Annotated in this window: 20 protein-coding genes and 1 other annotated feature; of the genes, 12 read left to right on the top strand and 8 right to left on the bottom strand. The window is 45.6% G+C overall.

What is annotated here, in order from left to right; genetic code table 11:
- The first annotated feature begins 65 nt into the window (after window positions 1-65).
- A complete protein-coding gene (gene eno, locus DA100_RS09045; RefSeq protein WP_138971837.1) occupies window positions 66-1364 on the top strand; it encodes a phosphopyruvate hydratase in 1299 nt (432 codons plus the stop codon).
- 357 nt (window positions 1365-1721) lie between these two features.
- Here the strand turns inward: eno and DA100_RS09040 are convergent, their stop codons facing one another.
- On the bottom strand, window positions 1722-2942 hold the full coding sequence (locus tag DA100_RS09040; protein ID WP_138971836.1) for a multifunctional CCA addition/repair protein: 1221 nt from the start codon (window positions 2940-2942) through the stop codon (window positions 1722-1724).
- 88 nt (window positions 2943-3030) lie between these two features.
- On the opposite strand from DA100_RS09040, the gene DA100_RS09035 reads away from it, so the two are divergent.
- Window positions 3031-4653 carry an ExeA family protein gene (locus tag DA100_RS09035; protein WP_138971835.1) on the top strand — a complete coding sequence of 541 codons (1623 nt, stop codon included), beginning with the start codon at window positions 3031-3033 and terminating at the stop codon, window positions 4651-4653.
- A complete protein-coding gene (locus DA100_RS09030) occupies window positions 4646-5419 on the top strand; it encodes a general secretion pathway protein GspB (protein WP_138971834.1) in 774 nt (257 codons plus the stop codon). Before DA100_RS09035 ends, DA100_RS09030 begins: the two co-directional genes overlap by 8 nt.
- Window positions 5420-5468: 49 nt before the next feature.
- On the opposite strand, the gene DA100_RS09025 is transcribed toward DA100_RS09030, so the two are convergent.
- The 3 genes from DA100_RS09025 to DA100_RS09015 form a co-directional block, all read right to left on the bottom strand.
- Window positions 5469-6080, bottom strand: coding sequence for a TIGR04211 family SH3 domain-containing protein (locus DA100_RS09025; protein WP_138971833.1), 612 nt, complete (start codon window positions 6078-6080; stop codon window positions 5469-5471).
- Between the two features lie 173 nt (window positions 6081-6253).
- A complete protein-coding gene (locus DA100_RS09020; RefSeq protein ID WP_138971832.1) occupies window positions 6254-7513 on the bottom strand; it encodes an inorganic phosphate transporter in 1260 nt (419 codons plus the stop codon).
- A 132-nt stretch (window positions 7514-7645) separates the two neighbouring features.
- Window positions 7646-8326, bottom strand: coding sequence for a TIGR00153 family protein (locus tag DA100_RS09015; RefSeq protein WP_171052190.1), 681 nt, complete (start codon window positions 8324-8326; stop codon window positions 7646-7648).
- Window positions 8327-8532: 206 nt separating this feature from the next.
- Here DA100_RS09015 and DA100_RS09010 point away from each other — a divergent pair, with 206 nt between their 5' ends.
- Window positions 8533-10050, top strand: coding sequence for an inorganic triphosphatase (locus DA100_RS09010; RefSeq protein ID WP_138971830.1), 1518 nt, complete (start codon window positions 8533-8535; stop codon window positions 10048-10050).
- A gap of 30 nt (window positions 10051-10080) precedes the next feature.
- On the opposite strand, the gene DA100_RS09005 is transcribed toward DA100_RS09010, so the two are convergent.
- Window positions 10081-10842: a potassium channel family protein gene (locus DA100_RS09005; protein WP_138971829.1), complete on the bottom strand. Its 762-nt coding sequence runs from the start codon at window positions 10840-10842 to the stop codon at window positions 10081-10083.
- Between the two features lie 109 nt (window positions 10843-10951).
- Here DA100_RS09005 and DA100_RS09000 point away from each other — a divergent pair, with 109 nt between their 5' ends.
- The 3 genes from DA100_RS09000 to hldE all read left to right on the top strand — a co-directional run bounded on the left by DA100_RS09000 (window position 10952) and on the right by hldE (window position 16652).
- The gene (locus DA100_RS09000) at window positions 10952-12208 is read left to right on the top strand and encodes a methyl-accepting chemotaxis protein (RefSeq protein WP_138971828.1); all 1257 of its coding nucleotides are present in this window, start codon (window positions 10952-10954) and stop codon (window positions 12206-12208) included.
- A 112-nt stretch (window positions 12209-12320) separates the two neighbouring features.
- Window positions 12321-15161, top strand: a complete 2841-nt coding sequence (glnE, locus tag DA100_RS08995) for a bifunctional [glutamate--ammonia ligase]-adenylyl-L-tyrosine phosphorylase/[glutamate--ammonia-ligase] adenylyltransferase (RefSeq protein WP_138971827.1) — start codon at window positions 12321-12323, stop codon at window positions 15159-15161.
- 60 nt (window positions 15162-15221) lie between these two features.
- On the top strand, window positions 15222-16652 hold the full coding sequence (gene hldE, locus DA100_RS08990) for a bifunctional D-glycero-beta-D-manno-heptose-7-phosphate kinase/D-glycero-beta-D-manno-heptose 1-phosphate adenylyltransferase HldE (protein WP_138971826.1): 1431 nt from the start codon (window positions 15222-15224) through the stop codon (window positions 16650-16652).
- A gap of 109 nt (window positions 16653-16761) precedes the next feature.
- On the opposite strand, the gene arcA is transcribed toward hldE, so the two are convergent.
- A complete protein-coding gene (gene arcA, locus DA100_RS08985; protein WP_138971825.1) occupies window positions 16762-17478 on the bottom strand; it encodes a two-component system response regulator ArcA in 717 nt (238 codons plus the stop codon).
- A gap of 325 nt (window positions 17479-17803) precedes the next feature.
- On the opposite strand from arcA, the gene DA100_RS08980 reads away from it, so the two are divergent.
- Both DA100_RS08980 and DA100_RS08975 read left to right on the top strand, forming a co-directional pair.
- Window positions 17804-18058: a DUF3293 domain-containing protein gene (locus DA100_RS08980; protein WP_240800898.1), complete on the top strand. Its 255-nt coding sequence runs from the start codon at window positions 17804-17806 to the stop codon at window positions 18056-18058.
- 86 nt (window positions 18059-18144) lie between these two features.
- Window positions 18145-18630 carry a putative 4-hydroxy-4-methyl-2-oxoglutarate aldolase gene (locus DA100_RS08975; RefSeq protein ID WP_138971824.1) on the top strand — a complete coding sequence of 162 codons (486 nt, stop codon included), beginning with the start codon at window positions 18145-18147 and terminating at the stop codon, window positions 18628-18630.
- Here DA100_RS08975 and DA100_RS08970 read toward each other — a convergent pair.
- Window positions 18627-19088 carry a hypothetical protein gene (locus DA100_RS08970; protein WP_138971823.1) on the bottom strand — a complete coding sequence of 154 codons (462 nt, stop codon included), beginning with the start codon at window positions 19086-19088 and terminating at the stop codon, window positions 18627-18629. The genes DA100_RS08975 and DA100_RS08970 overlap by 4 nt on opposite strands.
- Window positions 19089-19372: 284 nt before the next feature.
- Window positions 19373-19492, top strand: a sequence feature (Thr leader region).
- Window positions 19493-19520: 28 nt separating this feature from the next.
- Here DA100_RS08970 and thrA point away from each other — a divergent pair.
- Genes thrA through thrC form a run of 3 tightly spaced genes read left to right on the top strand, consistent with a single transcriptional unit; the run spans window position 19521 to window position 24233 of the window.
- Window positions 19521-21980, top strand: coding sequence for a bifunctional aspartate kinase/homoserine dehydrogenase I (thrA, locus tag DA100_RS08965; protein ID WP_138971822.1), 2460 nt, complete (start codon window positions 19521-19523; stop codon window positions 21978-21980).
- Window positions 21981-21996: 16 nt separating this feature from the next.
- The gene (thrB, locus tag DA100_RS08960) at window positions 21997-22953 is read left to right on the top strand and encodes a homoserine kinase (RefSeq protein ID WP_138971879.1); all 957 of its coding nucleotides are present in this window, start codon (window positions 21997-21999) and stop codon (window positions 22951-22953) included.
- Window positions 22950-24233 carry a threonine synthase gene (gene thrC, locus DA100_RS08955; RefSeq protein ID WP_138971821.1) on the top strand — a complete coding sequence of 428 codons (1284 nt, stop codon included), beginning with the start codon at window positions 22950-22952 and terminating at the stop codon, window positions 24231-24233. The genes thrB and thrC overlap by 4 nt, the downstream gene beginning before the upstream one ends.
- A gap of 448 nt (window positions 24234-24681) precedes the next feature.
- Here the strand turns inward: thrC and DA100_RS08945 are convergent.
- A partial coding sequence (locus DA100_RS08945) for a TRIC cation channel family protein (RefSeq protein ID WP_171052189.1) occupies window positions 24682-25031 on the bottom strand: 350 nt, incomplete at its 5' end.

Here is a 25031-nt window from a genome sequence, read left to right as displayed (position 1 = left end):
GTAGCGTTAGTAGTGCTGCTGCCTTTAATTTTGACATTATATATTCAACGAGAAGGAAACATTCAATGTCTAAGATCGTTAAAGTTCTAGGTCGTGAAATCATCGATTCACGTGGTAACCCAACTGTAGAAGCTGAAGTACACCTAGAAGGCGGTTTCGTAGGTATGGCTGCTGCTCCATCTGGCGCATCAACTGGTTCACGCGAAGCTCTTGAGCTACGTGACGGCGACAGAGCTCGTTTCCTAGGTAAAGGTGTTCTTAAAGCTGTTGAAGCTGTAAACGGTGCAATCGCTGAAGCTCTAGTTGGTAAAGATGCTAAAGACCAAGCTGCAATCGACGCTATCATGATCGAGCTAGACGGTACTGAAAACAAATCTAAGTTCGGTGCTAACGCAATTCTAGCTGTATCTCTAGCGAACGCTAAAGCTGCTGCAGCGGCTAAAGGCATGCCTCTATACGAGCACATCGCTGAGCTAAACGGTACTGCTGGTCAGTTCTCTATGCCTCTACCAATGATGAACATCATCAACGGTGGTGAGCACGCAGACAACAACGTTGACATCCAAGAGTTCATGATCCAACCAGTTGGTGCTAAGACTCTTAAAGAAGGTCTACGTATCGGTGCAGAAGTATTCCACAACCTAGCTAAAGTTCTTAAGTCTAAAGGCTACAGCACTGCAGTTGGTGACGAAGGTGGTTTCGCTCCAAACCTAAAATCTAACGCTGAAGCTCTAGAAGTTATCGCAGAAGCTGTTGCAGCTGCGGGTTACGAACTAGGTAAAGACGTTACTCTAGCTATGGACTGTGCAGCATCTGAGTTCTTCGACAAAGAAGCTGGCATCTACAACATGAAAGGCGAAGGTAAAACGTTCACTTCTGAAGAGTTCAACCACTACCTAGCTGAGCTAGCTAACCAATTCCCAATCGTTTCTATCGAAGATGGTCTAGACGAGTCTGATTGGGCTGGCTTCAAGCACCAAACTGAACTACTAGGTGACAAGCTGCAACTAGTAGGTGACGATCTATTCGTTACTAACACTAAGATCCTTGCTGAAGGTATCGAGAAAGGCGTAGCTAACTCTATCCTTATCAAGTTCAACCAAATCGGTTCTCTAACTGAGACTCTAGCTGCAATCAAGATGGCTAAAGACGCAGGTTACACAGCAGTAATCTCTCACCGTTCTGGCGAAACTGAAGATGCAACTATCGCTGACCTAGCGGTAGGTACAGCTGCAGGTCAAATCAAGACTGGTTCTATGAGCCGTTCTGACCGTGTTGCTAAGTACAACCAACTAATCCGTATCGAGGAAGCTCTTGGTGAGCGCGCTCCTTTCAACGGTCTAAAAGAAGTTAAAGGTCAATAATTCATAGTTTGAATTATTAGCTTAAAGCTCTAATAAATGCCTCACTTTTTAGTGGGGCATTTTGCATTTAAGGCTCTAAGAACAATGAGCCGTTCTGACCGTGTTGCTGCTATACCTAAAAGAAAGCAACCAACTAATCCGTATCGAAGAAGCTCTAGGTGCTAAAGCTCCTTTCAACGGTCTTAAAGAAGTTAAAGGTCAATAATTCATAGTTTGAATTATTAGCTTAAAGCTCTAATAAATGCCTCACTTTTTAGTGGGGCATTTTGCGTTTAAGGCTCTAAGAACAATGAACCGTACTGACCGTGTTGCTGTCGAAAGGGTTGGTAAGAGTTATTGCCTAAAAGAGCTCATATTCTAGTTAGCGGCTAGTTCTTTAATTGCCGTAACTCTGCGTTTTTCCATCTCTTCTCGAATATCCGCACCTTTAAAGCCATCCTGAATGATTGATTGGACGTCGACAGATAATGCCGCTTGGTAGGCTTGCTCAAAAACCGCTTTTTGCGGGTAATCAATCTCTTCATGGCCTGTTCTGCCACGGCTATCGGCCATACAGCACAGTAGAATGTCTTGTAGGCGCTCTGGCTTGCGCCATACATCGAACTTATTAAGCACTTTGAGTTTGGTTTCAGGGCGAAGCTCAGCTGCACGATGGATATTTGAGTGCTGTTCACAAACCATCAATGCTAGGTCACGATATTCGTTGGGCACTCTCACTCGTTCGCATAACTGCTTAATTAACTTTAGTCCTGTGTGGCAATGCATTTTATGGCTCGGCCATTCAGAAGGAGGGGTGACACCTTTGCCTAAGTCATGAACTTGCGCTGCAAAGCGCACAGGTAACGAGTTGCTGAGCAAGGCTGCTTGCTTAGCGACCATTAACGTGTGAATACCGGTATCTATTTCTGGATGCCATTTTTCTGGCTGAGGCACACCGAATAGGGCATCAAGTTCAGGAAGCAATACGCTAAGAGCACCACATTGCCTTAATACAGATAAAAATACTTGTGGGTTGGGGGTTGAAAGAGACTTTTGCCATTCAAGCCAAACTCGCTCGGGAGTAAGGTTATTCAATTCTCCAGAATGTACGATTTGGCGCATTAGCGTTAAAGTTTCATCAGCAACACTGAACCCCAAATGATCAAGCTTACCGGCAAAGCGAGCGACGCGTAACACGCGCAACGGATCTTCAGTAAAGGCACTAGAGACATGGCGCAAAATACGATCTCTTAGATCGGCTTGACCATTGAATGGATCGATGATGGTGCCATCAGGATCTTGTGCCATCGCGTTGATAGTAAGATCTCGGCGCAGGAGATCTTCTTCTAAAGTCACATCGGCGGCAAAGTAACACTCAAATCCAGTATATCCCGAGCCAATCTTGCGTTCGGTGCGGGCAAGGGCATGTTCCTCTTTCGTTTTAGGATGAAGGAATACAGGGAAATCTTTACCGACAGCGGTATAGCCTTTTTCAAGTAGTTGTTCGGGTGTTGCACCGACCACGACCCAATCTTTGTCATAGACGTCGATCTCGAGTAACTGATCGCGGATTGCACCACCAACAAGGTATCTTTGCACCTAGCTCTCCCTTTTATCTATAATGCCATTGGCTAATTGTGCCAGCAATGGTACTTTCCTTAGCGACAAATTCCCAGAGACGAGAAGTATGTATCAACAATATTTTGCACTAACAGAGCTGCCATTTTCGATTGTGCCTAACTCTCGTTTTGTATTTCAAAGTCGCCGCCATAAAGAAGCCATTTTTCAAATTCAAGCCGGTCTTGGAGAAGGCGGTGGCTTCGCAATGCTTACTGGTGAAGTGGGTACAGGTAAAACGACCATCGCTCGCTCAATACTAAATACTCTAGCAGAGACAACACAGGCAGGGTTAATCCTCAATCCTACCTTTTCTGATATTGAGTTGCTTGAAGCGGTATGTGATGAGTTTGAACTCGATTATCCGCAGCAAGCGTCACTTAAGCAGCTTAACCAACGTATTCATAAGTTCTTACTGGATAATCACTCTAAGGGGATTCAGACCTTACTGGTGATTGATGAGGCACAACATTTATCTGCGGATGTTCTTGAGCAGCTAAGGTTGCTGACGAATCTTGAAACCGAAAGTCAGAAACTTCTCAAAGTCCTTTTAATCGGACAGCCGGAGCTACAACTTAAGCTACAGATGCCACAACTGAGGCAGCTAGCTCAACGCATTACGGGGCGATACCATTTGCTCCCGTTAAGTAGCGATGAAACTCGAGATTACATTCGATTCCGGCTTACTCTTGCAGGTGGCCCCCCTGACTTATTGCCTGCCAATGCAATTAAGTACATCGCGCGTAACACGCAAGGAATACCGAGATTAATCAACCTCGTCTGTGATGCAAGTTTAAAGCGTGCGTATGCGAATGGAGAAAATCATCCGACGGTAACGACTGTTCAACAGGCTTGCGATGAAGTGATGAGTTTTCAAACCGCGTCTGTTCAAACCTCGGCAGTTATTGGCAGCCATCCACCGCCACGCATCGCTAAGTATATGACGGCGATGAGCGTAGGTGGATTATTCTCTGTGATGGTCTATTTAATGACGCCTAGCCTAGTGAGCTCGACTATCTCTGAGTTATTGCAACAACAGTATCCAAGGGTTGAAAACGTTGAACAGATAACGACGGTATTTCCTCAACAGCTTAAAGCACAGTTGGCGCAAGCGAGCGATCAGGAGCAGGCGATTTCGGATCTTTATCGAGTATGGGGCTATCGGGCTTCAGTACTGGATCAGTTATGTTTGGATAATGGCAATTCCCAGTTCCGCTGTGAACTGGCGAACGGCACATTAAGTGAGCTTATTGAACTCAATACACCTGTCGTCCTCACTCTGAATATTGATGGACAGGCTCGTTTTGCTGTTCTCTATGCGCTTTCGAACAGCAAAGCAAAGTTATTGGTCAATAATGAGCTGGTGGCGTTTGATACTCAATGGCTAGAAAGCATCTGGCATGGTGAATATCGGCATATCTGGCGCGGTTATTGGGACGAAACGCTCAAGCTAGGTATGCAAGGTGAGAAGGTAGTGATGCTTGACCAGTTTATATCTCAAGCTCTCGGGCAGCCAAAATCGGCGACGTTTGTATTTGATCAACAGCTAAAAGAGAAAGTCGAACTATTTCAACGTTGGAAAGGGCTGACAGTGGATGGTATTGCAGGGAAAAAGACCTTGCGTTTACTGGAGATGTTATCTCAGCCAGATAGACCCAAACTAACAGTAGATAAGGAAAATACCGATGTCTAAGGTTATGCGACAACTCAAAAGTTCAGAGCGAAGCCGATGCTCAACTGGCATGCAAGCGCCAATGTTGGCTCCTGTCATGACGACGCAGCCACAGCCTATAGGCAGGTTGCGATACTTCTCGATAGCATTAGTTCCGCCTATGGTGATAGCGGGTCTAGTCGTTATTCATACCTATCAGTCACAAAAACAAGCTTGGCTTGAATCCAATGTTAGTGAGACGGTATCAATTGAAGTTCCGTTCGAATACCAGATTGAAAAAACGCCAGATTTTGGGCCTCTGGCTGCGACCTATTCTCAGCGTGATGATAGAGTGTCTAACGTTACCGAAGGTGAAATAGACGATGACGCTCTGCCTGATGAGATACTCGGCAAGGCTGAAAACACCGTTCAAAGTGTAGCTTCAGATCAAACCGATCTGCTGACAGGTCTGGATTTGTCAGGTCTATCACCAGAGCTGGCGCAACGGTTTGCAAGCGCCGTTAATACAATCCCTCAAGTTGAGCCAGTGAACTCGGATGACCGAGTGTCAAACCTGTCACAACAGCCTGATAGTTGGTATGGAAAACTGCCAGCAATGAACTTTCAGACGCATGTCTACTCGAGCCGAGCCGATAAGCGTTGGGTTAAGGTAAATGGGGTAGAGTACAGTGAAGGTGACTGGATTAGCGCGGATGTTGAGTTGGTGGCGATCGAGCAGCAAGCCTGTCGGATTCGCTACAAGGGCGAGTTGATAGAAGTGCCTGCCTTATATGATTGGAAAGGTTAACTGATTAAAAAAGGTCACGACATCGTGACCTTGTTAATTTCTGTTCTACTTACGCCCAACCGGATGGAGAACGTTTTCTGCGTGGAATGATATGTGGCAGAATCAAGCCAAGCAGTAGACCGATACCTGCAACGCCACCACCATACATAAAGTATTTCAGTAGTAAGTCATCTTTCTGTGTATCCAGTTTCGCACGCAGTTTGCGAACTTCTTCCTGAGAAGCGGATAGCTGTTGGCTCATTTCGTTGTAGCCTAGTTCTAACTCACTGATTTGGCGGTTACGAGTTTCTAGCGAATCGACTAATCCCGCTTTTTCCTGGTCAGCATTAGAACGGGCATTCGCCAGCTTTTCTTTAACATCTTTTAGCTCATTCTCAAGCTTTGGTAGTCGAAGTGCCATGCTTTCTTGGTTAGTCACAAAGCGGCTTTCAACCCAGCCTTTACGACCTTTACTGTCCTGTACCTGGGTATATCCCGAGTCTTTGTTGGTTGACAGTAGCTTTACTTTATCTCCAGCATCAACGCTGCCGATAATGCGGAATTGGTTGCTAGGACCAGAGTGCATATAGGTAAATAGCTTATCAGAGATATAACGGTCTTGAGCGAATGCCGCTGGAACAGCGAGCATCGAAGCCAAAAAGAAGCAAACCAGTTTTTTCACGGTAAATCCTTTAACAGTCTAAGAGGGTCTGCAAACCCATTATCTATATAATTCTAGAGCCAAATAGTAAGTAGTTTCTGAGATGACTGCAACAAAGAAGGGAGGCTTAGCCTCCCTTTATGCGGTTTTGAGTCAATAATGACAGTGAGTTAACACATCACTGATGTCATTGATTAAACAAACATCGCTTGAATCGCGTAGAAGAATACCACTGCCAATAGCGCACCTGCTGGCAGTGTAACGATCCAAGATGCAACGATGTTACGCACAACACCAAGGTTAAGTGCTGCGATACCACGAGCAAAACCAACACCTAAAACAGCACCAACGAGTGTTTGAGTGGTAGAGATTGGCAGACCTGTACCTGACGCTAGTACTACAGTACATGCAGTAGCAAGCTGAGCGGCGAAGCCACGGCTAGGTGTTAGTTCTGTAATACCAGTACCAACCGTTGCCATTACTTTGTGACCAAGAGTCGCAAGACCAACAACAATACCAAAGCCACCGAGTGGTAGAATCCACCAAGCGATGGTACTCTTGGTTGTAATCTCACCCATGTGCTCCACTGTCGATACAACCGCAGATAGAGGGCCAATGGCGTTAGCGACGTCGTTTGAGCCGTGAGCAAATGCCATCGCACAAGCTGTGATAACCATCAGAACGCTGAAGATGCCTTCTACACCAGCAAAGCCATGATCATCTTCGCGGCTAGCAAATTTCTTCTGAATGTAGAAGTAACCACCAGCCATTACGATTGCAGATACAATGGCTGCCCACATCCAAGCTTCACCGTTGGATAGGTGCAGACCAACGTGCTTAAGGCCTTTCTTAATCGTAACCAGAGCAATTACCATAGTGGTAATGAACATGTAAACAGGTACGAAGCGTTTAGCGTTAAACAGAGGTTTTTCAGTATCGAATATCAGTCGTTGTGCACTGACAAAGATTACGTAAGCAAAGAAACCAGAGATAACAGGAGTAATAATCCAGCTACCTACAATGCCTTGAACACTGCTCCAGTCAACCGCTTCTGTACCTACTGAAACACACGCAAAACCGATGATTGCACCGATGATTGAGTGAGTCGTTGAAACTGGCCAACCCATGTAAGAAGCGAGTAGTAGCCATGTACCAGCAGCTAAAAGCGCTGACATCATACCGAAGACAAGTACGTCAGGTTGGTGAGCAAATAGGGACGTTTCAATTACGCCTTTACGGATAGTGTCGGTTACTTCACCACCTGCTAAATATGCACCAGCAAACTCAAAGATCATCGCAATGATGATTGCTTGTTTGACGGTTAGCGCTTTTGACCCCACAGATGTGCCCATCGCATTGGCTACGTCATTTGCGCCAATACCGATAGCCATCATAAAGCCAAAGACTGCTGCAATAATAATCAGGACAGTGCCGTAGTTCGCAAGGATATCCATCGTAATACCTAGTTGTTGATAACAAGCGGAGCAAAAATTAAGAACGACGAAACCCCTTCAGCGCGTCAGTATTTATCGCCTATAAGGGGTGTGAACTAGTTAGATGCTCTTCGTTATTTGGTTAACTTATATTTATGAGCGAGACAACATTACTTCCAGACGCGCACCAACACGTTGCGCCTGATCAGCAATACCGCCTACCCACTCTAGAATTTTGTAAAGGAACATCACATCAACAGGATTTAGATCCGATTCGATCGCCATTAGTTGTTGGCGAAGTTGGATCTGCATCGCGTCTGTGTCGTCCTCAATCACATCCAGTTGGTGGATCATTTCAGCCACAAGCGTTACTTCGCGGCCTTTAAATCCAGTTTCCAATAACTCATCAAGCTCATTGATAACTTTTTGCGCTTGTTCAGCTGCGTCTAGGCAACGTCTTACGTACGCAATAAAATTCTCTTGAAGAGGTGCAGGGATAGTCAATTGACGGCCATAAACTCGGCCAGCAATGTCTTTTGCAAGGTTTGCGAGTTTGTCCTGTTGTGTCAGTAGTTCAAGCATGTCGCTGCGATCCACTGGCATAAACAAACCACGAGGAAGTTTTAGACGAATTTCGCGCTTAAGTACGTCGGCTTCCTTCTCAAGATGAGAAATCTGTGCACGAATTTCAGATGCTTTCTCCCAATCCCCTTTTGAACTTACTTCGAAAAAGTTGATTAGGTGTGAGCAACATTCATTTACACACACAACGTGGCGCTGCAAAGGTTTAATAGGGGACTTTGCAAATAGCCCCATAATTGTATTTACTGGCATGGTCATTCAACCCAATTAATATAACCTAAAAACTAACATACACCATTTCATGGCGAAATGTTGAACGATGGCTATAAAGGCGCGCATGTTAACTCATTAAATCCATCATTAAAACTGTTTTAGATCATCATTAAGTCGATATTTCTTTCTTGCCGAGTAAGAAAATTGGCAATATCCTGTCTCTATCTGCTTTGAAAGGTATAACTATGGAAACCGAGATAGAACTGAAGTTTTTTGTATCTCCCGATTTTTCAGACACTTTACGAGACAAGATTTCTGAAACAAAAGTACTTCAGCACAGCTGTCGAGAGTTAGGTAACACTTACTTTGATACACCGGATAACTGGCTTCGTCAGCACGATATTGGTCTAAGGATTCGCCGTTTTGATGACGTCTATGTTCAGACGGTGAAAACATCAGGTCGTGTGGTTGCAGGATTGCACCAGAGACCGGAGTACAATGCTGAACATGACAGCAATGACCCGCAATTAGCCCTTCACCCGGGCGATATTTGGCCGGCAGGAAAAGATATCGCCACGCTACAGTCTGAGCTTCAGCCACTTTTCTCTACTAATTTCACCCGAGAGCAATGGTTGATTGGTATGCCTGATGGTAGCCAAGTTGAGGTTGCGTTTGACCAAGGCATGGTCGAAGCCAATGGTAAGCAAGATCCGATTTGCGAAGTTGAGCTCGAGCTAAAGTCCGGACAGACCGATGCGTTATTTACACTGGCTCGTAGCTTCTCTGAAGATGGTGGTATGCGCTTAGGCAACTTGAGCAAGGCAGCCAAAGGCTACCGTTTAGCGATGGGCTACACGGGGGACGAAGTAAAACCGTTAACCTTAGTTGCAACGAATAAGAATGACACCGTTGAGTCGTGCTTTATCAACTCTTTAGAACATGCTCTTTCTCATTGGCATTACCATGAACAGATTTATTCAGAGCGTGATTCGATCGAAGCGGTGCATGAGATAAAAAATTCGCTCAGCTTTATTCGACAGATTTTAACGGTTTACGGTGGTGTGGTTCCTCGTCGTGCAAGTGCTATTTTGCGCCAAGAGCTTAAATGGCTTGAGCAAGAACTTGAGTGGTTACATGATTACGACTACCTCGAAGATCTGCTTGATGACAAAGGCCATGCGCTACGTAAACTCGATGCGCGTAAGTTTCTTGTCAGTGAATTGAAACTGCTTCAGGAACAGCTACCGAGTCGTGAACAAGTTTTGGAGTTACTGAATTCAGCACGTTATACTGGCTTGTTGTTAGATTTAAGTCGCTGGATCCTGACTCGCGGTTGGCAGCCTTTCCTTGATGATAAGTCTCGCGAAAAAATGGCACTTAATATTGAGCATTTCTCAATACAGCAACTTGATCGTACATGGGCTGAGTTGATGGAAGCTTTCCCACCAGAACGCAACCTAACTAGCCAAGACTACATTGAGCAGCAATACCGTTTGATGCGTAATCTATATACTGGTGTTAGCTTTGCTAGCCTGTTTGATGTTGATGAGCGCAACGGTTTCCGTTTGCCTTGGAGTGATCTATTGCATGGTACGGATGACCTGCAAAAGCTAAAAACGTTAGAGCAATTAGTGGACAAGCTAGAAGGCGAAGAGCGTGAACAACTCGAGCGTTGGTTGACAAGACAAGAAAGCTCGATACTTCATGCTATGGAGCAGACTCGAGTCATTTGTATTGAAGCTCAGCCATATTGGCAAAGCTAATCAGTAAATAACGTAAAAACAACGGGAGCCTTATGGCTCCCGTTTTGATTGCTGTTTCTCTAATTGATCGAGACGTTTAAGGATCTGGTCTTGTTTCTCGACCAGTTCACGTAGTAGTCGCTCTTTGTTCTCAGAACGCTGGGTTTGAACCTTGTTTGGAGAAGTGATCAAAGAGGTAATCAGACCTGAGATCATACCGAATAAGCCAACACCACAGATGATCAACCCCGCAGCTAAAAATTTACCGCCATCAGTCACAGGGTAGTGATCGCCATAACCAACCGTTGATATTGTCACCAGTGCCCACCACAAAGCATCACCACCACTTTGAATATTGGCATCAGGCGAAGAGCCTTCGATCATGAGCATCATGCTCGATCCAACGGTGAGTAGAATAACCATTAACAAAAGGATCGAGGCCAGCGTAGTTTCACGGCGATTATTGAGTAGCTGGCTAAAAATGTAGCGGCTGGAACGAATAACAAGAATCACCCGCATGATATGGAAGATTCGTGCGTATCGCAGCGGTTCAACCATCGGGATACTGGCAATAAAATCGATCCAGTGTCGTTTCAAAAATTGCACACGATCTGTCGACCGGATCATATCTACGCTGAGCTGCAGGATGAAAATGCTACAGATAATAAAGTCTAAGCCGATAAGTACTTGTCGAGTTTCAGAGCGTAGTGGAAAAAACAATAAGCCCGAGATCACAAATAGCGCCATAAATGACAGGATCAGTGACAACAAGCTCATCGGTTTTGTATCGTCTTTGGTAGTATCTCTTTTCATACGAGGCTCGAAAAAAATAACAATCAGCGCGTTCGGGGGAGTGAGAGAAGCTGCATCACTCTAGTATAAGGCACTGAAATCAAAAAATTCATATATTGGAGAACGGACAATGACCAAGATGGCATTTAAGCCGTGGGAACGAGTTATCACGGATATCCGACTGGTTCCTAAAATGGTGATGCTGATGGTATTCAGTACACTGTTGATCATCGGTAAGCAACTCTGGGACGCAAGCACCTTTTACGACTCTCTTCTCGCCGCAACTCAAGACGCTCAGGTTGCACAACAGCATTACGAAGCTTATCTGGTGCAAGTCGCTTGGCAAACAGCAATCATGATAGTTGTATTCGTCGTTCTCTTACTATTTGCTGCTCGGGTTATGTTACGTCAAACCCAATATCTAAGCGAATCTATTAAATTGATGGCAGAAAGAGATCTTTCAGTGCCTATCGAAATGGCGTGTAAAGATGAATATGGTGATGTAGCGCGTGAGCTAGAAAAGACTCGTGTCCAATTACAAGAGATGATTCGTTTACAGATCGATGCCTCTCAGGAGCTGTCTGGATTAACTGAAGTAATGACGTTGAGCATGTCTGAGACTAAAGAGTCAGCGCAGGAAGAGTTTAATGAGATTGATCAGCTAGCCACGGCGATGAGCGAAATGACATCGACGGTCCAAACTGTTGCTGGCCACGCTCAAAACGCTTCATCACTGACTGAAAGTGCGTCTGGACAAGCCGAGACAGGTCAACGCTTTGTCCAAGATACGGTCTTGAAAATCAGTGAACTTTCTAAAGATATTTCAGCTTCAGCACAGGCTGTCAATCAAGTAGAAGAGAGTGTCGATTCCATTGGTAGTGTGGTTGGTACCATTCAAGGGATCTCTGAGCAAACTAACTTGCTAGCGCTCAACGCCGCGATTGAAGCGGCACGTGCGGGTGAAGCGGGTCGAGGCTTTGCGGTTGTTGCCGACGAAGTGCGCAACCTTGCTCAGCGTACTCAGCAGGCGACTGTCGAAATCCAAGAGATGATTTCTCAGCTACAAACAAGTGCCAACTCTGCGGTTGAACTGATGGAAAAGAGTGTGGTTGAAGCCGCTGAAGGTGTGGAATTGGTGACCAACGCGGGTAGCGAATTGGATGGTATCGTGAGTCAGGTCAATCAAATCAATGATATGAACTTCCAAATCGCCACCGCAGCAGGTCAGCAGAGCAGTGTTGCGGAAGAGATGAGTCAAAACCTGACGAATGTGCGAGAGCTGGTGCAAGCATCGGTCACCGTGGTTTCCGAGTTGCTCGAGACATCAGAAATCATGCAGCAAAATGCTGAGGAACTGGATAAGAAAATCACTTCATTTAAGGTGTAGCTTCTCAACTTAATTGCAATAAACGCCCACTTGCTACTAGTGGGCGTTTTTTATTGGTATAAATAGAGCGTTACCTTTCACTCAACTGGTATTTCTATCACAAGGAAGAATCATGCAACTGCCAGAAAGTCTTGTCTCCATCTCCCAGTCTGCGACCGACTCATTATTTCAATCTGATGCAATTTCACACTGGCCTGACTCTTTGAAACAGCAACTTAGCTACGTCGCAGGTTTAAGTCAGTTTGTCTGTAATACCTTGGTGGCAGATGAGCAACTTCAGCAATTGTTGCCACATATGTTGGCAGAGAATTCGCGCTACGAGCAATACCGAGAAAGATTGGCCAGTATGCTGAGTGAATGCAGCGATGAAATGCAGGGACATCGAGTCCTGAGACAGTTCCGCAACAGAGAAATGGTTTATATTGCGTGGCGTGATTTCACCGCTTCGTGGTCACTAGAAGAGAGCCTTACTCATTTGTCCCAGCTTGCCGAAGCGATGATTTTCGAGACATATCATTGGCAGTACGATGCTTGCTGTGAACTGTGGGGAACGCCGATGAATGCTCAGGGTGAGGCTCAGCCAATGCTAATCATTGGCATGGGTAAGCTTGGCGGAGGAGAGCTCAATTTCTCTTCCGATATCGATCTGATCTTTACCTATCCAGAAAATGGTGAGACGCAAGGAACACGCCGCAGTATTGCGAACGCTCAATTTTTTACTCGTTTAGGCCAGCGCATCATTAAAGCCCTTGATCAGCAGACCTTTGATGGTTTCTGTTATCGGGTTGATATGCGCCTGCGTCCTTTTGGTGACAGTGGTCCGTTGGTAATGAGCTACGCTGCTTTGGAGGACTACTATCAGGAGCAGGGGCGTGATTGGGAACGCTACGCAATGATTAAAGCACGGGTCATGGGCAGTGAGATGTACCCGCAATATCAAGAATTGCGTCAAATGCTGCGCCCATTTGTGTTCCGGCGCTATATCGATTTCAGTGCGATTCAGTCTCTTAGACGCATGAAGTCGATGATCAGCAGCGAGGTTCGCCGTCGTGGTCTCAGCAATAACATTAAGCTCGGTGCTGGTGGTATACGTGAGATTGAGTTTATTGCCCAGGTATTTCAGTTGATAAGAGGTGGCCGAGAGCCAAGTCTACGTCAGCGCGGACTGCTCGTCACGATTGATGCCGTTGAAGCGTTAGAGCTACTTACGAAACCAGAAACGCAGGCTTTAAGAGAGGCCTACAAATTCTTACGTCGATTGGAAAACCTGCTTCAAGCGATGGCAGACAAACAAACTCAGACTCTTCCTGAATGTGAAACTGAGCGATTGCAGCTTGCGGTTGCCATGGGGTACGGCGCTTGGGCAGATCTTATCGCGGATGTAGAAACGCACATGGCGAATGTACATGGCGTGTTTGCTGCGCTGATCGGAGACGATGAAGAAGAACAGCAAGACATTGCTCAGCATTTTGTTGAACTATGGGATATGGCGGCAAAACAAGATGTTATCGAGAACATTCTTGAACAGGATATGGCCGTTGAATCGCCTCAGACTATGGCCAGTACCATCATGCAATTCAAGCAAGATTTAGCGAAAAAGACCCTCGGGCCACGTGGTCGTGAAGTTCTTAATCGCTTGATGCCAAAAGTGTTCGCTGCTATTTACTCTCATCAAGACGCCAAGTTTGGTTTGCCTCGAGTGCTGCACTTATTGCATAACATTGTTACGCGAACAACGTACCTTGAACTGTTAGATGAGCACAATGCTGCGTTAACCCAGTTAGTCCGTTTATGTACGGCCAGTCCAATGATTTCCGAGCAGTTGGGGCGCTACCCGATTTTGCTTGATGAGTTGATTGACCCACAACAATTGTATAACCCGATTCCACTGGAGAGTTACCGCACTGAGTTGCGAGACTTTTTGGCCCGTATCCCTGAAGATGATATGGAGCAACAGATGGAAGCTTTGCGCCAGTTTAAGCAGATTTGTATCTTGCGTATCGCCGCAGCCGATATCGCGGGTGCACTGCCGGTAATGAAAGTAAGTGACCACTTAACCTATTTGGCGGAAGCGATTGTTGAGTCGGTGGTTGGGCAGGCGTGGTTGCAGATGGCTGAAAAGTATGGAGAGCCGACTCATCTTAAAGAACGGAGTGGAAAAGGCTTTGCCGTCATTGGCTATGGCAAGGTTGGTGGTTGGGAGCTAGGCTACAACTCAGATTTAGATATCGTCTTTATGCATGACTGCCCGGCTACTGTATATACCGATGGTAAGAAAGAAATCGATGGCCGCCAGTTTTATCTCAGACTGGCACAACGAATCATTCATATATTCTCAACCCGAACCGCTTCAGGGATCTTGTACGAAGTGGACACTCGCTTACGTCCTTCTGGTGCATCTGGTTTGCTGGTCAGTCCTAGTGATGCGTTCGACCTATATCAACGAGAAGAAGCTTGGACGTGGGAACATCAGGCGCTCGTTCGTGCACGAATGATATATGGTGACGAATTATTACAGCAGGCATTTGCAAAGACCCGCCATGAAATTCTTTCACTTCAACGAGACGAAGCCACTTTGAGGAAAGAAGTGTCTGAGATGCGAGTGAAGATGCGCGACCATTTGGGGGGGAAAAAGGCAGGTCGCTTTATGCTCAAGCAAGATCCAGGAGGCATCACCGATGTCGAATTTCTCGCTCAGTACCTTGTACTGCGCTTTAGTCAGCAAAAACCAAAACTGACCCGCTGGAGTGATAACGTTCGAATCTTTGAGAGTATGATGGCACAAGGCATCATGGAGGAGCAGGATGCGATGGCATTGACCTGTGCTTATACCACCATGCGTGACCAAATCCATCATCGTAATCTTTTGAACCTTGATGCAGATGTTGCTGAAGATAAATTCATCAATGAACGTGAATTGGTGACTAAACTATGGCACGAGTGGCTCGAATAGGTTTTGACCACTAAAACACTATGTTAAACTCTTGCCCGAATTAGAATTTGGAGATCCACAATGAAGCCAATCCTACCGAACTACAGTGATTCTGGTGTGCTAATTATCGGCGATGTAATGCTAGATCGTTATTGGTATGGCCCTACAGGCCGTATTTCACCTGAAGCTCCAGTACCTGTAGTTAAAGTAGAAAATAACGAAGAGCGACCAGGTGGCGCTGCTAACGTAGCGATGAATATTGCCTCACTTGGTGGACATGCTCATATCGTTGGTTTAACAGGGATTGATGAACCTGCCAAAGTTCTCAACGAAACTCTCTCTGCATTGAAAGTGAAATGTGATTTTGTGGGACTGCCAAACTACCCAACTATCACTAAACTCCGCGTTCTTAGCCGTGGTCAGCAACTTATCCGTCTCGACTTTGAAGACAAGTTTGAAAATGTTGATGCTGAGCTTATTCTGGATCGTATGGAGCAAGCGCTACCAAAAGTGAAGTCAGTTGTCTTGTCTGACTACGCTAAAGGTGCTTTGGAGCACGTACAGCAGTTTATTCAAAAAGCGCGCGCTGCAAACGTGCCAGTATTCATCGACCCAAAAGGGGCGGACTTCGAACGCTATCGTGGCGCGACTCTACTGACTCCAAACATGGCGGAATTTGAGCATGTCGTCGGTAAAGTTAAGTCGAATGATGAGTTGGTTGAGAAGGGCTTAGCGCTAATTGAACAGTTTGATTTCGAAGCCCTGCTTGTTACTCGCAGTGAGCATGGCATGACGCTGCTTCGTCGTGGTCAAGAGCCGTTCCATTTACCAACACAAGCAAAAGAAGTGTACGACGTGACAGGTGCGGGAGATACGGTTATTTCTGTTCTCGCTGCCTCTGTTGCAGCTGGTAAGCCTCTAGATGAAGCGTGTGCGCTTGCAAACGCTGCTGCGGGCGTAGTTGTTGGTAAACTCGGCACTTCTACCGTTTCGACTATTGAATTGGCTGAAGCCGTTCATGGAAGCCAAGACACCGATTTTGGTGTTATCTCTGAGCATGCCCTCATTGAAGCGGTTAAAAAGGCTCAAGCATGTGGTGAGAAGGTTGTGATGACCAATGGTTGTTTCGATATTCTTCATGCAGGTCACGTCTCTTACCTTAACCATGCAGCACAATTGGGTGATCGTCTTATTGTTGCGGTTAACACGGATGAGTCAGTAAAACGCCTAAAAGGCCCAGGTCGTCCTGTGAACCCAACGGATCGCCGTATGGCTGTACTTGCAGGTTTAGGTGCAGTGGACTGGGTTGTGCCATTTGGTGAAGATACTCCACAGCGCTTAATTTCAGAAGTGCTTCCAGATCTGCTGGTGAAAGGTGGTGATTACAAACCCGAAGATATTGCTGGTGGTAAGGAAGTAATTGCCAACGGCGGTGAGGTTAAAGTACTTAACTTTGAAGATGGATGTTCAACGACTGAAATCATCGATGCGATTAAAGGTGGTAGGGGCTAACCTTACTATCCATTGCTAACAAAATGCTCACCAGTCCGGTGAGCATTTTTTTATAACAAAGAAAAATGGAGCCATTTGGCTCCATTTTACTAATTGATTCAGAGGTGAATTAGTCCTCTAGGTCACCACAGAAGCGGTAGCCTTCACCATGAATGGTTGCGATGATTTCAGGTGTACCTGAAACAGATTCGAAGTGCTTACGGATGCGACGAATGGTTACGTCAACAGTACGGTCGTGTGGCTTAAGCTCACGGCCAGTCATCTTCTTAAGCAGGTCAGCGCGAGTCTGGATCTTACCTGGGTTCTCACAGAAGTGCAGTAGTGCACGGAACTCTGAGCGAGGTAGTTTGTAACCATCACCACTTGGACTAACAAGTGAGCGGCTATTGATATCCAGAACCCAACCATTGAAAACGTATTTATCTACGCTACGCTTCTCTTCACTAACGACGCTTGAATTCATCGAACGACTTAGTAGGTTACGAGCACGGATAGTCAATTCACGCGGGTTGAATGGCTTAGTGATGTAATCGTCAGCACCAATTTCTAGGCCAAGGATCTTATCAACTTCGTTGTCGCGGCCTGTTAAGAACATTAGCGCAACGTTAGCTTGCTCACGTAGCTCACGAGCTAGCAATAGACCATTTTTGCCTGGTAGGTTAATGTCCATAATGACCAAGTTAACTTGGTTATCAGACAGCACCTGGTGCATCTCTTCACCGTCACTGGCCTCAAAAACAGCGTATCCCTCTGCTTCAAAAATACTCTTAAGAGTGTTACGAGTTACTTGCTCATCTTCGACAATAAGAATGTGCGGGGTTTGCATTGGCGGTACCTAAACTTGTGAAAAATTTGTGCTAATAGAATAAATTCTAGGCAAAAACATAACATACAGGTAATGTGATGTTGATAATAAACCAAAGACTGTAAAAATACACTCTCTTTGATTGCCCGCCATCCGTGGTACTTCTTTTCTACCCTTAGAGGTCCTTTATCCTCTGAATCCTACTAGTCTTTGAGGCGGATTCTATAATGTTAACAGCATGCTAACAACGTAGAAGTGTTAATTCCAATCACTTTGTTGATTTATATCAAGAGTTAGAATGTAACAAATATTAATAGTGTCCAGTAAATGTAAAACTGTTGGTTTTATGATAACTGATGCAAAGCTATGGCAAGCCTATTGTGATCCTTATTTTCGTTTCGAAGGTAAGATCAAGTACGAAAATTTTGCCATCATAACAGCTTGGAATCCGAGTAGCGTTTGGCTCTCACCGGACGAGAATTATCAAAATAATCAGTACTTAGCAGCAGAAATAGGCCATACTTGTTGTATGTCGGTCAATGTTGGCCATGAGGATTTCTCGTGGTGCGAAGAGATAAGCTTTACCTTATCTCGTGCCTAGAACAAAAACAGACAACGGTGTTGCTTGGTGACTGGCGATCCCGTTGCAGATAAAGGATTTACTTTTTAGAAGTTCAAGGAGGAAAAATGAAAGATATTACCCCTGATATTTGTGATAAACATGCGGATAAAGTCACCTTGCTCGAGCTGCCATTGCATAGTTTCGGTCGCAAGGATGCATTCTTTGGCGAAATTGTCACTGTTCGTTGCTATCACGATAATTCCAAGGTTCGTGAAATGCTCAGTCAGGATGGTACAGGCAAAGTGCTGGTGGTCGATGGGCATGGCTCATGTCAAAGAGCTTTGCTTGGTGATCAATTAGCTATTCTTGCGATTGATAATAATTGGGAAGGTGTCATCGTTAATGGTGCTGTACGTGATGTTGCTGCAATGGCCGAAATGGATCTTGGGGTTAAAGCCTTGGGTGCTTGCCCGTTTAAGACAGAAAAACGCGATGTCGGTGAAATCAATGTCACTTTAACAATACACAACCAAATGATTCAGCCAGGTGATTACATCTACGCCGATTGGAATGGTGTTTTAATGTCTACTGAATTGTTAGATTGGATCTAGAAGCGAAATCCAAGACCAACTTCAATCCCTTTCTGCCACTCTTGATAGTCGAGAGTGGCATGAATATCTAGATTCTCAGTCAGCTTCATATGACTCGAAACTTCTGCTGCAATTGTCGATTCTTTACCATCATTCAGAGTGTCATCACTGTAGGAGTGAAGGGTACTTTTTACTGAGAATCTTGGTGTCAATTGGTAACTTACGCCACTCAAAAAACCGGTCTCGTTTGCTCGTTCGCTATTGTTTAAACGAGCACCTACGTACAGGTCGACCTTGCTGAAAATGTTATAAGAATAACCACCGTCTATTTTCCATGAATCAAAGTCATTGTTGTCATTTGTACTGGAAATAAAAAGCTTGTGTGGTGAAACGTTTTGTTGGGAAGGGAGTACGGGCAACTCAGCAGCAAATGACGAGCAGGCGCAAAGTAGCACTGATAGGCTAAATATTGTTTTCATACGCCACTCCTTTGCTGTTGTCTGCATTCCACTGCAAAATTAATTAAAGCATAAAACTTCCGGACTAGATGCAACTTTTATATAGCAATTAGTTATTATGATATGTGCCTATGGTTTCATTGGTTGTTGGAATTATGAGAAAGTTGGTCACATTGTGTAAAGACTGCAGAGTCGGCGTGTGAACAAAAAATAGTAACTTTTCATTGACGTGAAGATGAAAAATAGGTTAAACGTATGGGTAAGCAAAGACACATTGTTATAGAAAACTAATTTTATGCAGCACCAAAGCCTAGTAATGACCACTACCATTATTATTACCGACATCGCTATTGTTGGGGCAGGCTGCTAAGCGAAAGAAAATCATAAATAAGGCCTGTATCCCACAAGATACAGGCCTTTTTTTATGTCAATTTAAGACATTTGGAGGAAGGGATGCGAGTTTTAAAGTTTGGAGGATCATCATTAGCCGATGCTGATCGTTTTTTACGAGCGGCAGATATCATTGCTAATAATGCTCAACAAGAAGAAGTCGCAGTCGTGCTTTCAGCATCAGGCAAGACGACCAATAAATTAGTTTCTGTCATTGAAGGGGCGCTAAAAAATGGCGAAGCAGAATTGCAAATCGTCGAGCTTGAGGATTCTTTCCGCGACCTTTACCAAGACATCAAGCAAGTGCTGCCGAACATCAATGGCAGTGCTTACGACAATCAAGTTAAAACATCGCTATCTCAGCTGCGCCAATTCGTTCATGGCATAAACTTGCTGGGTATGTGCCCTGACAACGTCAACGCACGTATCATTAGTAAAGGTGAACGAGTTTCTATTCAGCTTATGAAAGCGGTATTAGAGGCGAAAGGCCAACCAGCCAGTCTGATCAACCCAGTGCAATACTTATTTGCTCGTGGTGATCATCTTGAAGCGATGGTTGATGTTGAAATCTCTACTCAAAACTTCCGTCAGAATCCTCTTCCACAAGGCCATGTAAACATCATGCCTGGCTTTACTGCTGGTAATGATGAAGGCGAGTTAGTGACGCTAGGACGTAATGGTTCGGACTACTCAGCAGCCGTTTTGGCCGCGTGTCTTCGTGCCGATTGTTGTGAAATCTGGACTGATGTTGATGGCGTTTATAACTGTGACCCTCGCTTAGTAGCGGATGCGCGTTTATTAAAATCTCTCAGCTACCAAGAGGCGATGGAGCTTTCGTATTTTGGTGCGTCTGTACTGCATCCTAAGACCATCGCGCCGATTGCCCAATTCCATATTCCTTGTCTGATCAAAAACAGTTTTAACCCACAAGGTGCGGGGACGCTCATTGGCCAAGACACGGGTGAAGATAACCTAGCGATCAAGGGTATTACCACACTCAGCGACCTGACTATGGTTAACGTGTCTGGCCCTGGTATGAAAGGCATGGTTGGCATGGCTAGCCGCGTATTTGGTGCGATGTCCTCAGCGGGAGTATCGATCGTTTTGATTACTCAGTCTTCTTCAGAGTACAGCATCAGTTTCTGTATAGAAGCTCAAGATCAGGCAATCGCAGAGCAAGCGCTTGGTGATGCTTTTGAGCTTGAACTGAAAGATGGTCTGTTGGAGCCTGTTGAGTTCCTTAATGATGTTGCGATCGTAACGTTAGTGGGTGATGGAATGCGCACTTCTCGTGGTGTTGCGTCTCAATTCTTCTCTTCGTTAGCCGAAGTTAACGTTAATATTGTTGCGATTGCTCAAGGCTCATCTGAGCGTGCTATCTCAGCAGTGATCCCAGAAGATAAGATTTCAGAAGCCATCAAAGCCTGTCATGAAAACCTATTCAATTCAAAACACTTCCTCGATGTGTTTGTGGTTGGTGTTGGTGGTGTGGGTGGCGAACTGGTGGATCAGATTGATCGTCAGCAAGCGAAACTGGCTGAAAAAGGCATCATCTTACGAGTTTGTGGTTTGGCAAACAGTAAAGGTCTTCTGTTGGATAGCGAAGGGCTTCCACTTGAACACTGGCGTGATCGTATGAAAGATGCGTCAGAAGAGTTCAGTCTGGCACGCTTAATCTCGCTGGTGCAACGCAACCACATTATCAACCCAGTATTGGTTGACTGTACTTCTAGTGAATTAATCGCGAATCAATATGCTGACTTCTTAGCAGCTGGTTTCCACGTGGTTACGCCGAACAAAAAAGCGAACACCGCGAGTATGTCTTACTACCATCAATTGCGTGATGTTGCGCGTAGCTCACGCCGCAAATTGATGTACGAAACAACCGTTGGTGCGGGTCTGCCTGTTATTGAAAACCTACAGAATCTTATCTCAGCGGGTGACGAACTGGAACGTTTCAGTGGCATCTTGTCTGGTTCACTATCATTTATATTCGGTAAGTTGGATGAAGGTATGACACTTAGCCAAGCGACGAATATTGCTAAAGAGAGTGGTTTTACAGAGCCAGATCCACGTGATGACCTGTCGGGTATGGACGTAGCACGCAAACTACTGATTCTTGCTCGTGAAGCCGGTATGAACTTAGAACTGGAAGATGTCATTGTTGATCAAGCTCTGCCACCAGGCTTTGATGACTCAGGCACTATAGAAGAGTTTATGCAGCGTTTACCTCAAGCAGACGCTTATTTCCAACAACTTTCTGCGCAAGCAGCCGAAGAAGGAAAAGTGCTACGCTACGTGGGTGAAATCTCGGATGGTGAATGTCGAGTAAGCATTGCGGCGGTCAATGAAAACGACCCAATGTTTAAGATTAAAGATGGTGAAAATGCGTTGGCGTTTTACAGCCGTTACTACCAGCCAATTCCATTAGTATTACGAGGTTACGGTGCGGGTACTGAAGTGACAGCGGCAGGTGTGTTTGCTGATGTGATGCGTACATTAGGTTGGAAATTAGGAGTATAAAGAAATGAGTCGAGGTATGGATGTCGTTGTTTATGCTCCTGCGTCAATCGGTAATGTGAGCGTTGGTTTCGATGTTTTGGGGGCGGCCGTGTCCCCCATTGATGGCACGCTACTGGGTGACCGAGTTATGGTCAAATCAGGCGATGAGCCGTTTAGCCTAAAAACAGCAGGTAGCTTTGTCTCAAAACTACCTGAAAACCCGAAAGAGAATATTGTTTATGACTGCTGGCGTGTATTTGCTCGCGAGCTAGACAAGAAAGGTCAAGCGCTTTTGCCCCTAGAGATGACTCTAGAAAAGAATATGCCTATTGGCTCAGGATTAGGTTCAAGTGCTTGTTCCATTGTGGCTGCTTTGGATGCGCTCAACCGTTTCCATGGCGAACCTCTCAACGAAACTGAGTTGCTTGCATTAATGGGGGAAATGGAAGGACAGATATCTGGTGGTGTTCACTACGATAATGTCGCACCATGTTACCTTGGCGGCGTACAGTTGATGTTGGAAGAGTTAGGCATTATCAGTCAAGAAGTGCCATGTTTTGACAATTGGTATTGGGTAATGGCTTATCCGGGAATCAAGGTCTCGACTGCCGAAGCGCGTGCAATTCTGCCATCACAATATCGCCGTCAGGACATTATCGCCCACGGTCGTCATCTTGCTGGCTTTATACATGCTTGCCACTCTAATCAGCCTGAACTGGCAGCGAAAATGATCAAAGACGTGATCGCTGAACCGTATCGTGAGAAACTGTTACCTGGTTTTGCTGAAGCGCGTAAATACGCTGTAGCAGCCGGTGCTTTGGCGACGGGTATTTCGGGTAGTGGTCCAACGCTATTTAGTATTTGTAAAGATAAAGATGTCGCTGAGCGTGTGGCACGCTGGCTTGAACAAAACTACGTACAAAATGAAGAAGGATTCGTCCATGTTTGTCGTCTCAACAAGCAAGGTTCGAACGTAACAGGAAGTGAGCTATGAAGCTGTACAACATAAAAGAAAATGACGAACAAGTATCCTTTGGCCAAGCCGTGCGCCAAGGGTTAGGTCGTAACCAAGGCCTTTTTTTTCCATCAGAACTGCCTAAGTTTGACGATGTAGATGCGCTTTTAGCTGAAGACTTTGTTTCACGTAGTACTAAGATTCTCTCAGCACTTATTGGTGATGAGTTAGCAGAAGAAAAAGTAAATTCAATGGTTGATGCAGCGTTCCAATTTCCTGCACCAATCAAGCAAGTAAAAGAGGGTGTTTATGCCCTTGAACTGTTTCACGGTCCAACTCTAGCGTTTAAAGATTTCGGCGGCCGCTTTATGGCTCAGTCGTTAGCTGCTGTTTCTAATGGTGGTAAAATCACCATTCTGACAGCAACGTCTGGCGATACTGGTGCGGCAGTGGCACACGCTTTTTATGGGATGGAAGATATCAACGTTGTTATCCTTTACCCGAAAGGCAAAATCAGCCCTCTACAAGAAAAGCTATTCTGTACGCTTGGCAACAATATCCACACGGTTGCTATCGATGGTGATTTTGATGCTTGCCAAGCGCTCGTTAAGCAAGCTTTCGATGACGCCGCTCTGCGTGAAGAGATTGGCTTAAATTCCGCTAACTCAATTAACATTAGCCGCCTAATGGCTCAGATCTGCTACTACTTTGAGGCCGCTTCTCAACTAAGCAAAGAGCAGCGTGAAAACCTCGTGGTATCGGTACCAAGTGGTAACTTTGGGAACCTGACAGCCGGTTTGTTAGCAAAAGCTCTAGGTTTGCCGATTAAGCGTTTCATTGCTGCGACTAACGCGAATGATACTGTGCCACGTTACTTAGAAACGGGTAAGTGGGATCCAAAACCAACGGTTGCAACCTCTTCAAACGCGATGGATGTGAGTCAGCCAAACAACTGGCCGCGTATCGAAGAGCTATGCCAAGTGAAAGATTGGGGCTTAGAGACGTTAGGTAAAGGTGCGGTGAGTGATGAGCAAAGCGCGGAATCAGTAAAAGAGCTGTACCAACAAGGTTATCTGTGTGAACCGCACGGTGCGATCGCCTACCGAGTGCTGCAAGAGCAGCTTCAAGAAGGTGAGACAGGGTTATTCCTATGTACAGCACATCCAGCGAAGTTCAAGGAAGTGGTTGACGATATTTTAGGTACAGATATTGACCTGCCAGGCCCGCTAGCAAAACATGCAGTGATGGATTTGCTGTCTGAAGACCTCGCCAATGATTTCGATGCATTGAAAGAAGTCCTGCGTCGAGTGCAGAAATAAGTTAGCAAAGGTCGCTCAGGCGGCCTTTGTTTTATAGAGCGCTTCGCTTCGAGGATGGACTTCGTCCTGCGAGAATTTAGAACGGGCTGCGCCCTTCGAGAGGTGCACGCTATAGATGCTGAGTAGGTATCTGATACAGAGTTTTTTGTTAGGGACTTACGTCTAAAATCCAGAAAAAAAGGTTGACGCTTTCACGTCAACCTTCCAAAAATCTCTCGCTTCTCGCTTCTCGCTTCTCGCTTCTCGCTTCTCGCTTCTCGCTTCTCGCTTCTCGCTTCTCGCTTCTCGCTTCTCGCTTCTCGCTTCTCGCTTCTCGCTTCTCGCTTCTCGCTTCTCGCTTCTCGCTTCTCGCTTCTCGCTTCTCGCTTCTCGCTTCTCGCTTCTCGCTTCTCGCTTCTCGCTTCTCGCTTCTCGCTTCTCGCTTCTCGCTTCTCGCTTCTCGTTTCTCTTATTTGTTCAAAGCAAATGTCGGTAACGAAAGGTGCCAGCGAATAGCGCCTAAGCGAATAATCAGTGTAGAAGCGACACCTGCGAGGAAAGCTGTATCGTTATCATAGCCAATCGCTAAGGCTGTGGTATGGAATACCCCACCAATCAAACACGCAGTCGCATAGACTTCACTTCGTAGTACCATTGGGACTTCACGCGCTAATACATCGCGAATGATGCCGCCGCCACAACCCGTTATTACACCCATGATGATAGCGACCAACGCTGAATCTTGATAATGCATCGCTTTGTCTACACCAATACCGACAAAGACGGCTAATCCAATCGCATCACACACTGGTAAAACCC

Origin of the sequence: Vibrio sp. Hep-1b-8 (assembly GCF_006124995.1) — a bacterium.
In the GTDB taxonomy this organism is placed as follows: Bacteria; Pseudomonadota; Gammaproteobacteria; order Enterobacterales; family Vibrionaceae; genus Vibrio.
The sequence above is the reverse complement of the archived record's forward strand: the minus strand, read 5'-3'. Positions and strand labels throughout refer to the sequence as shown.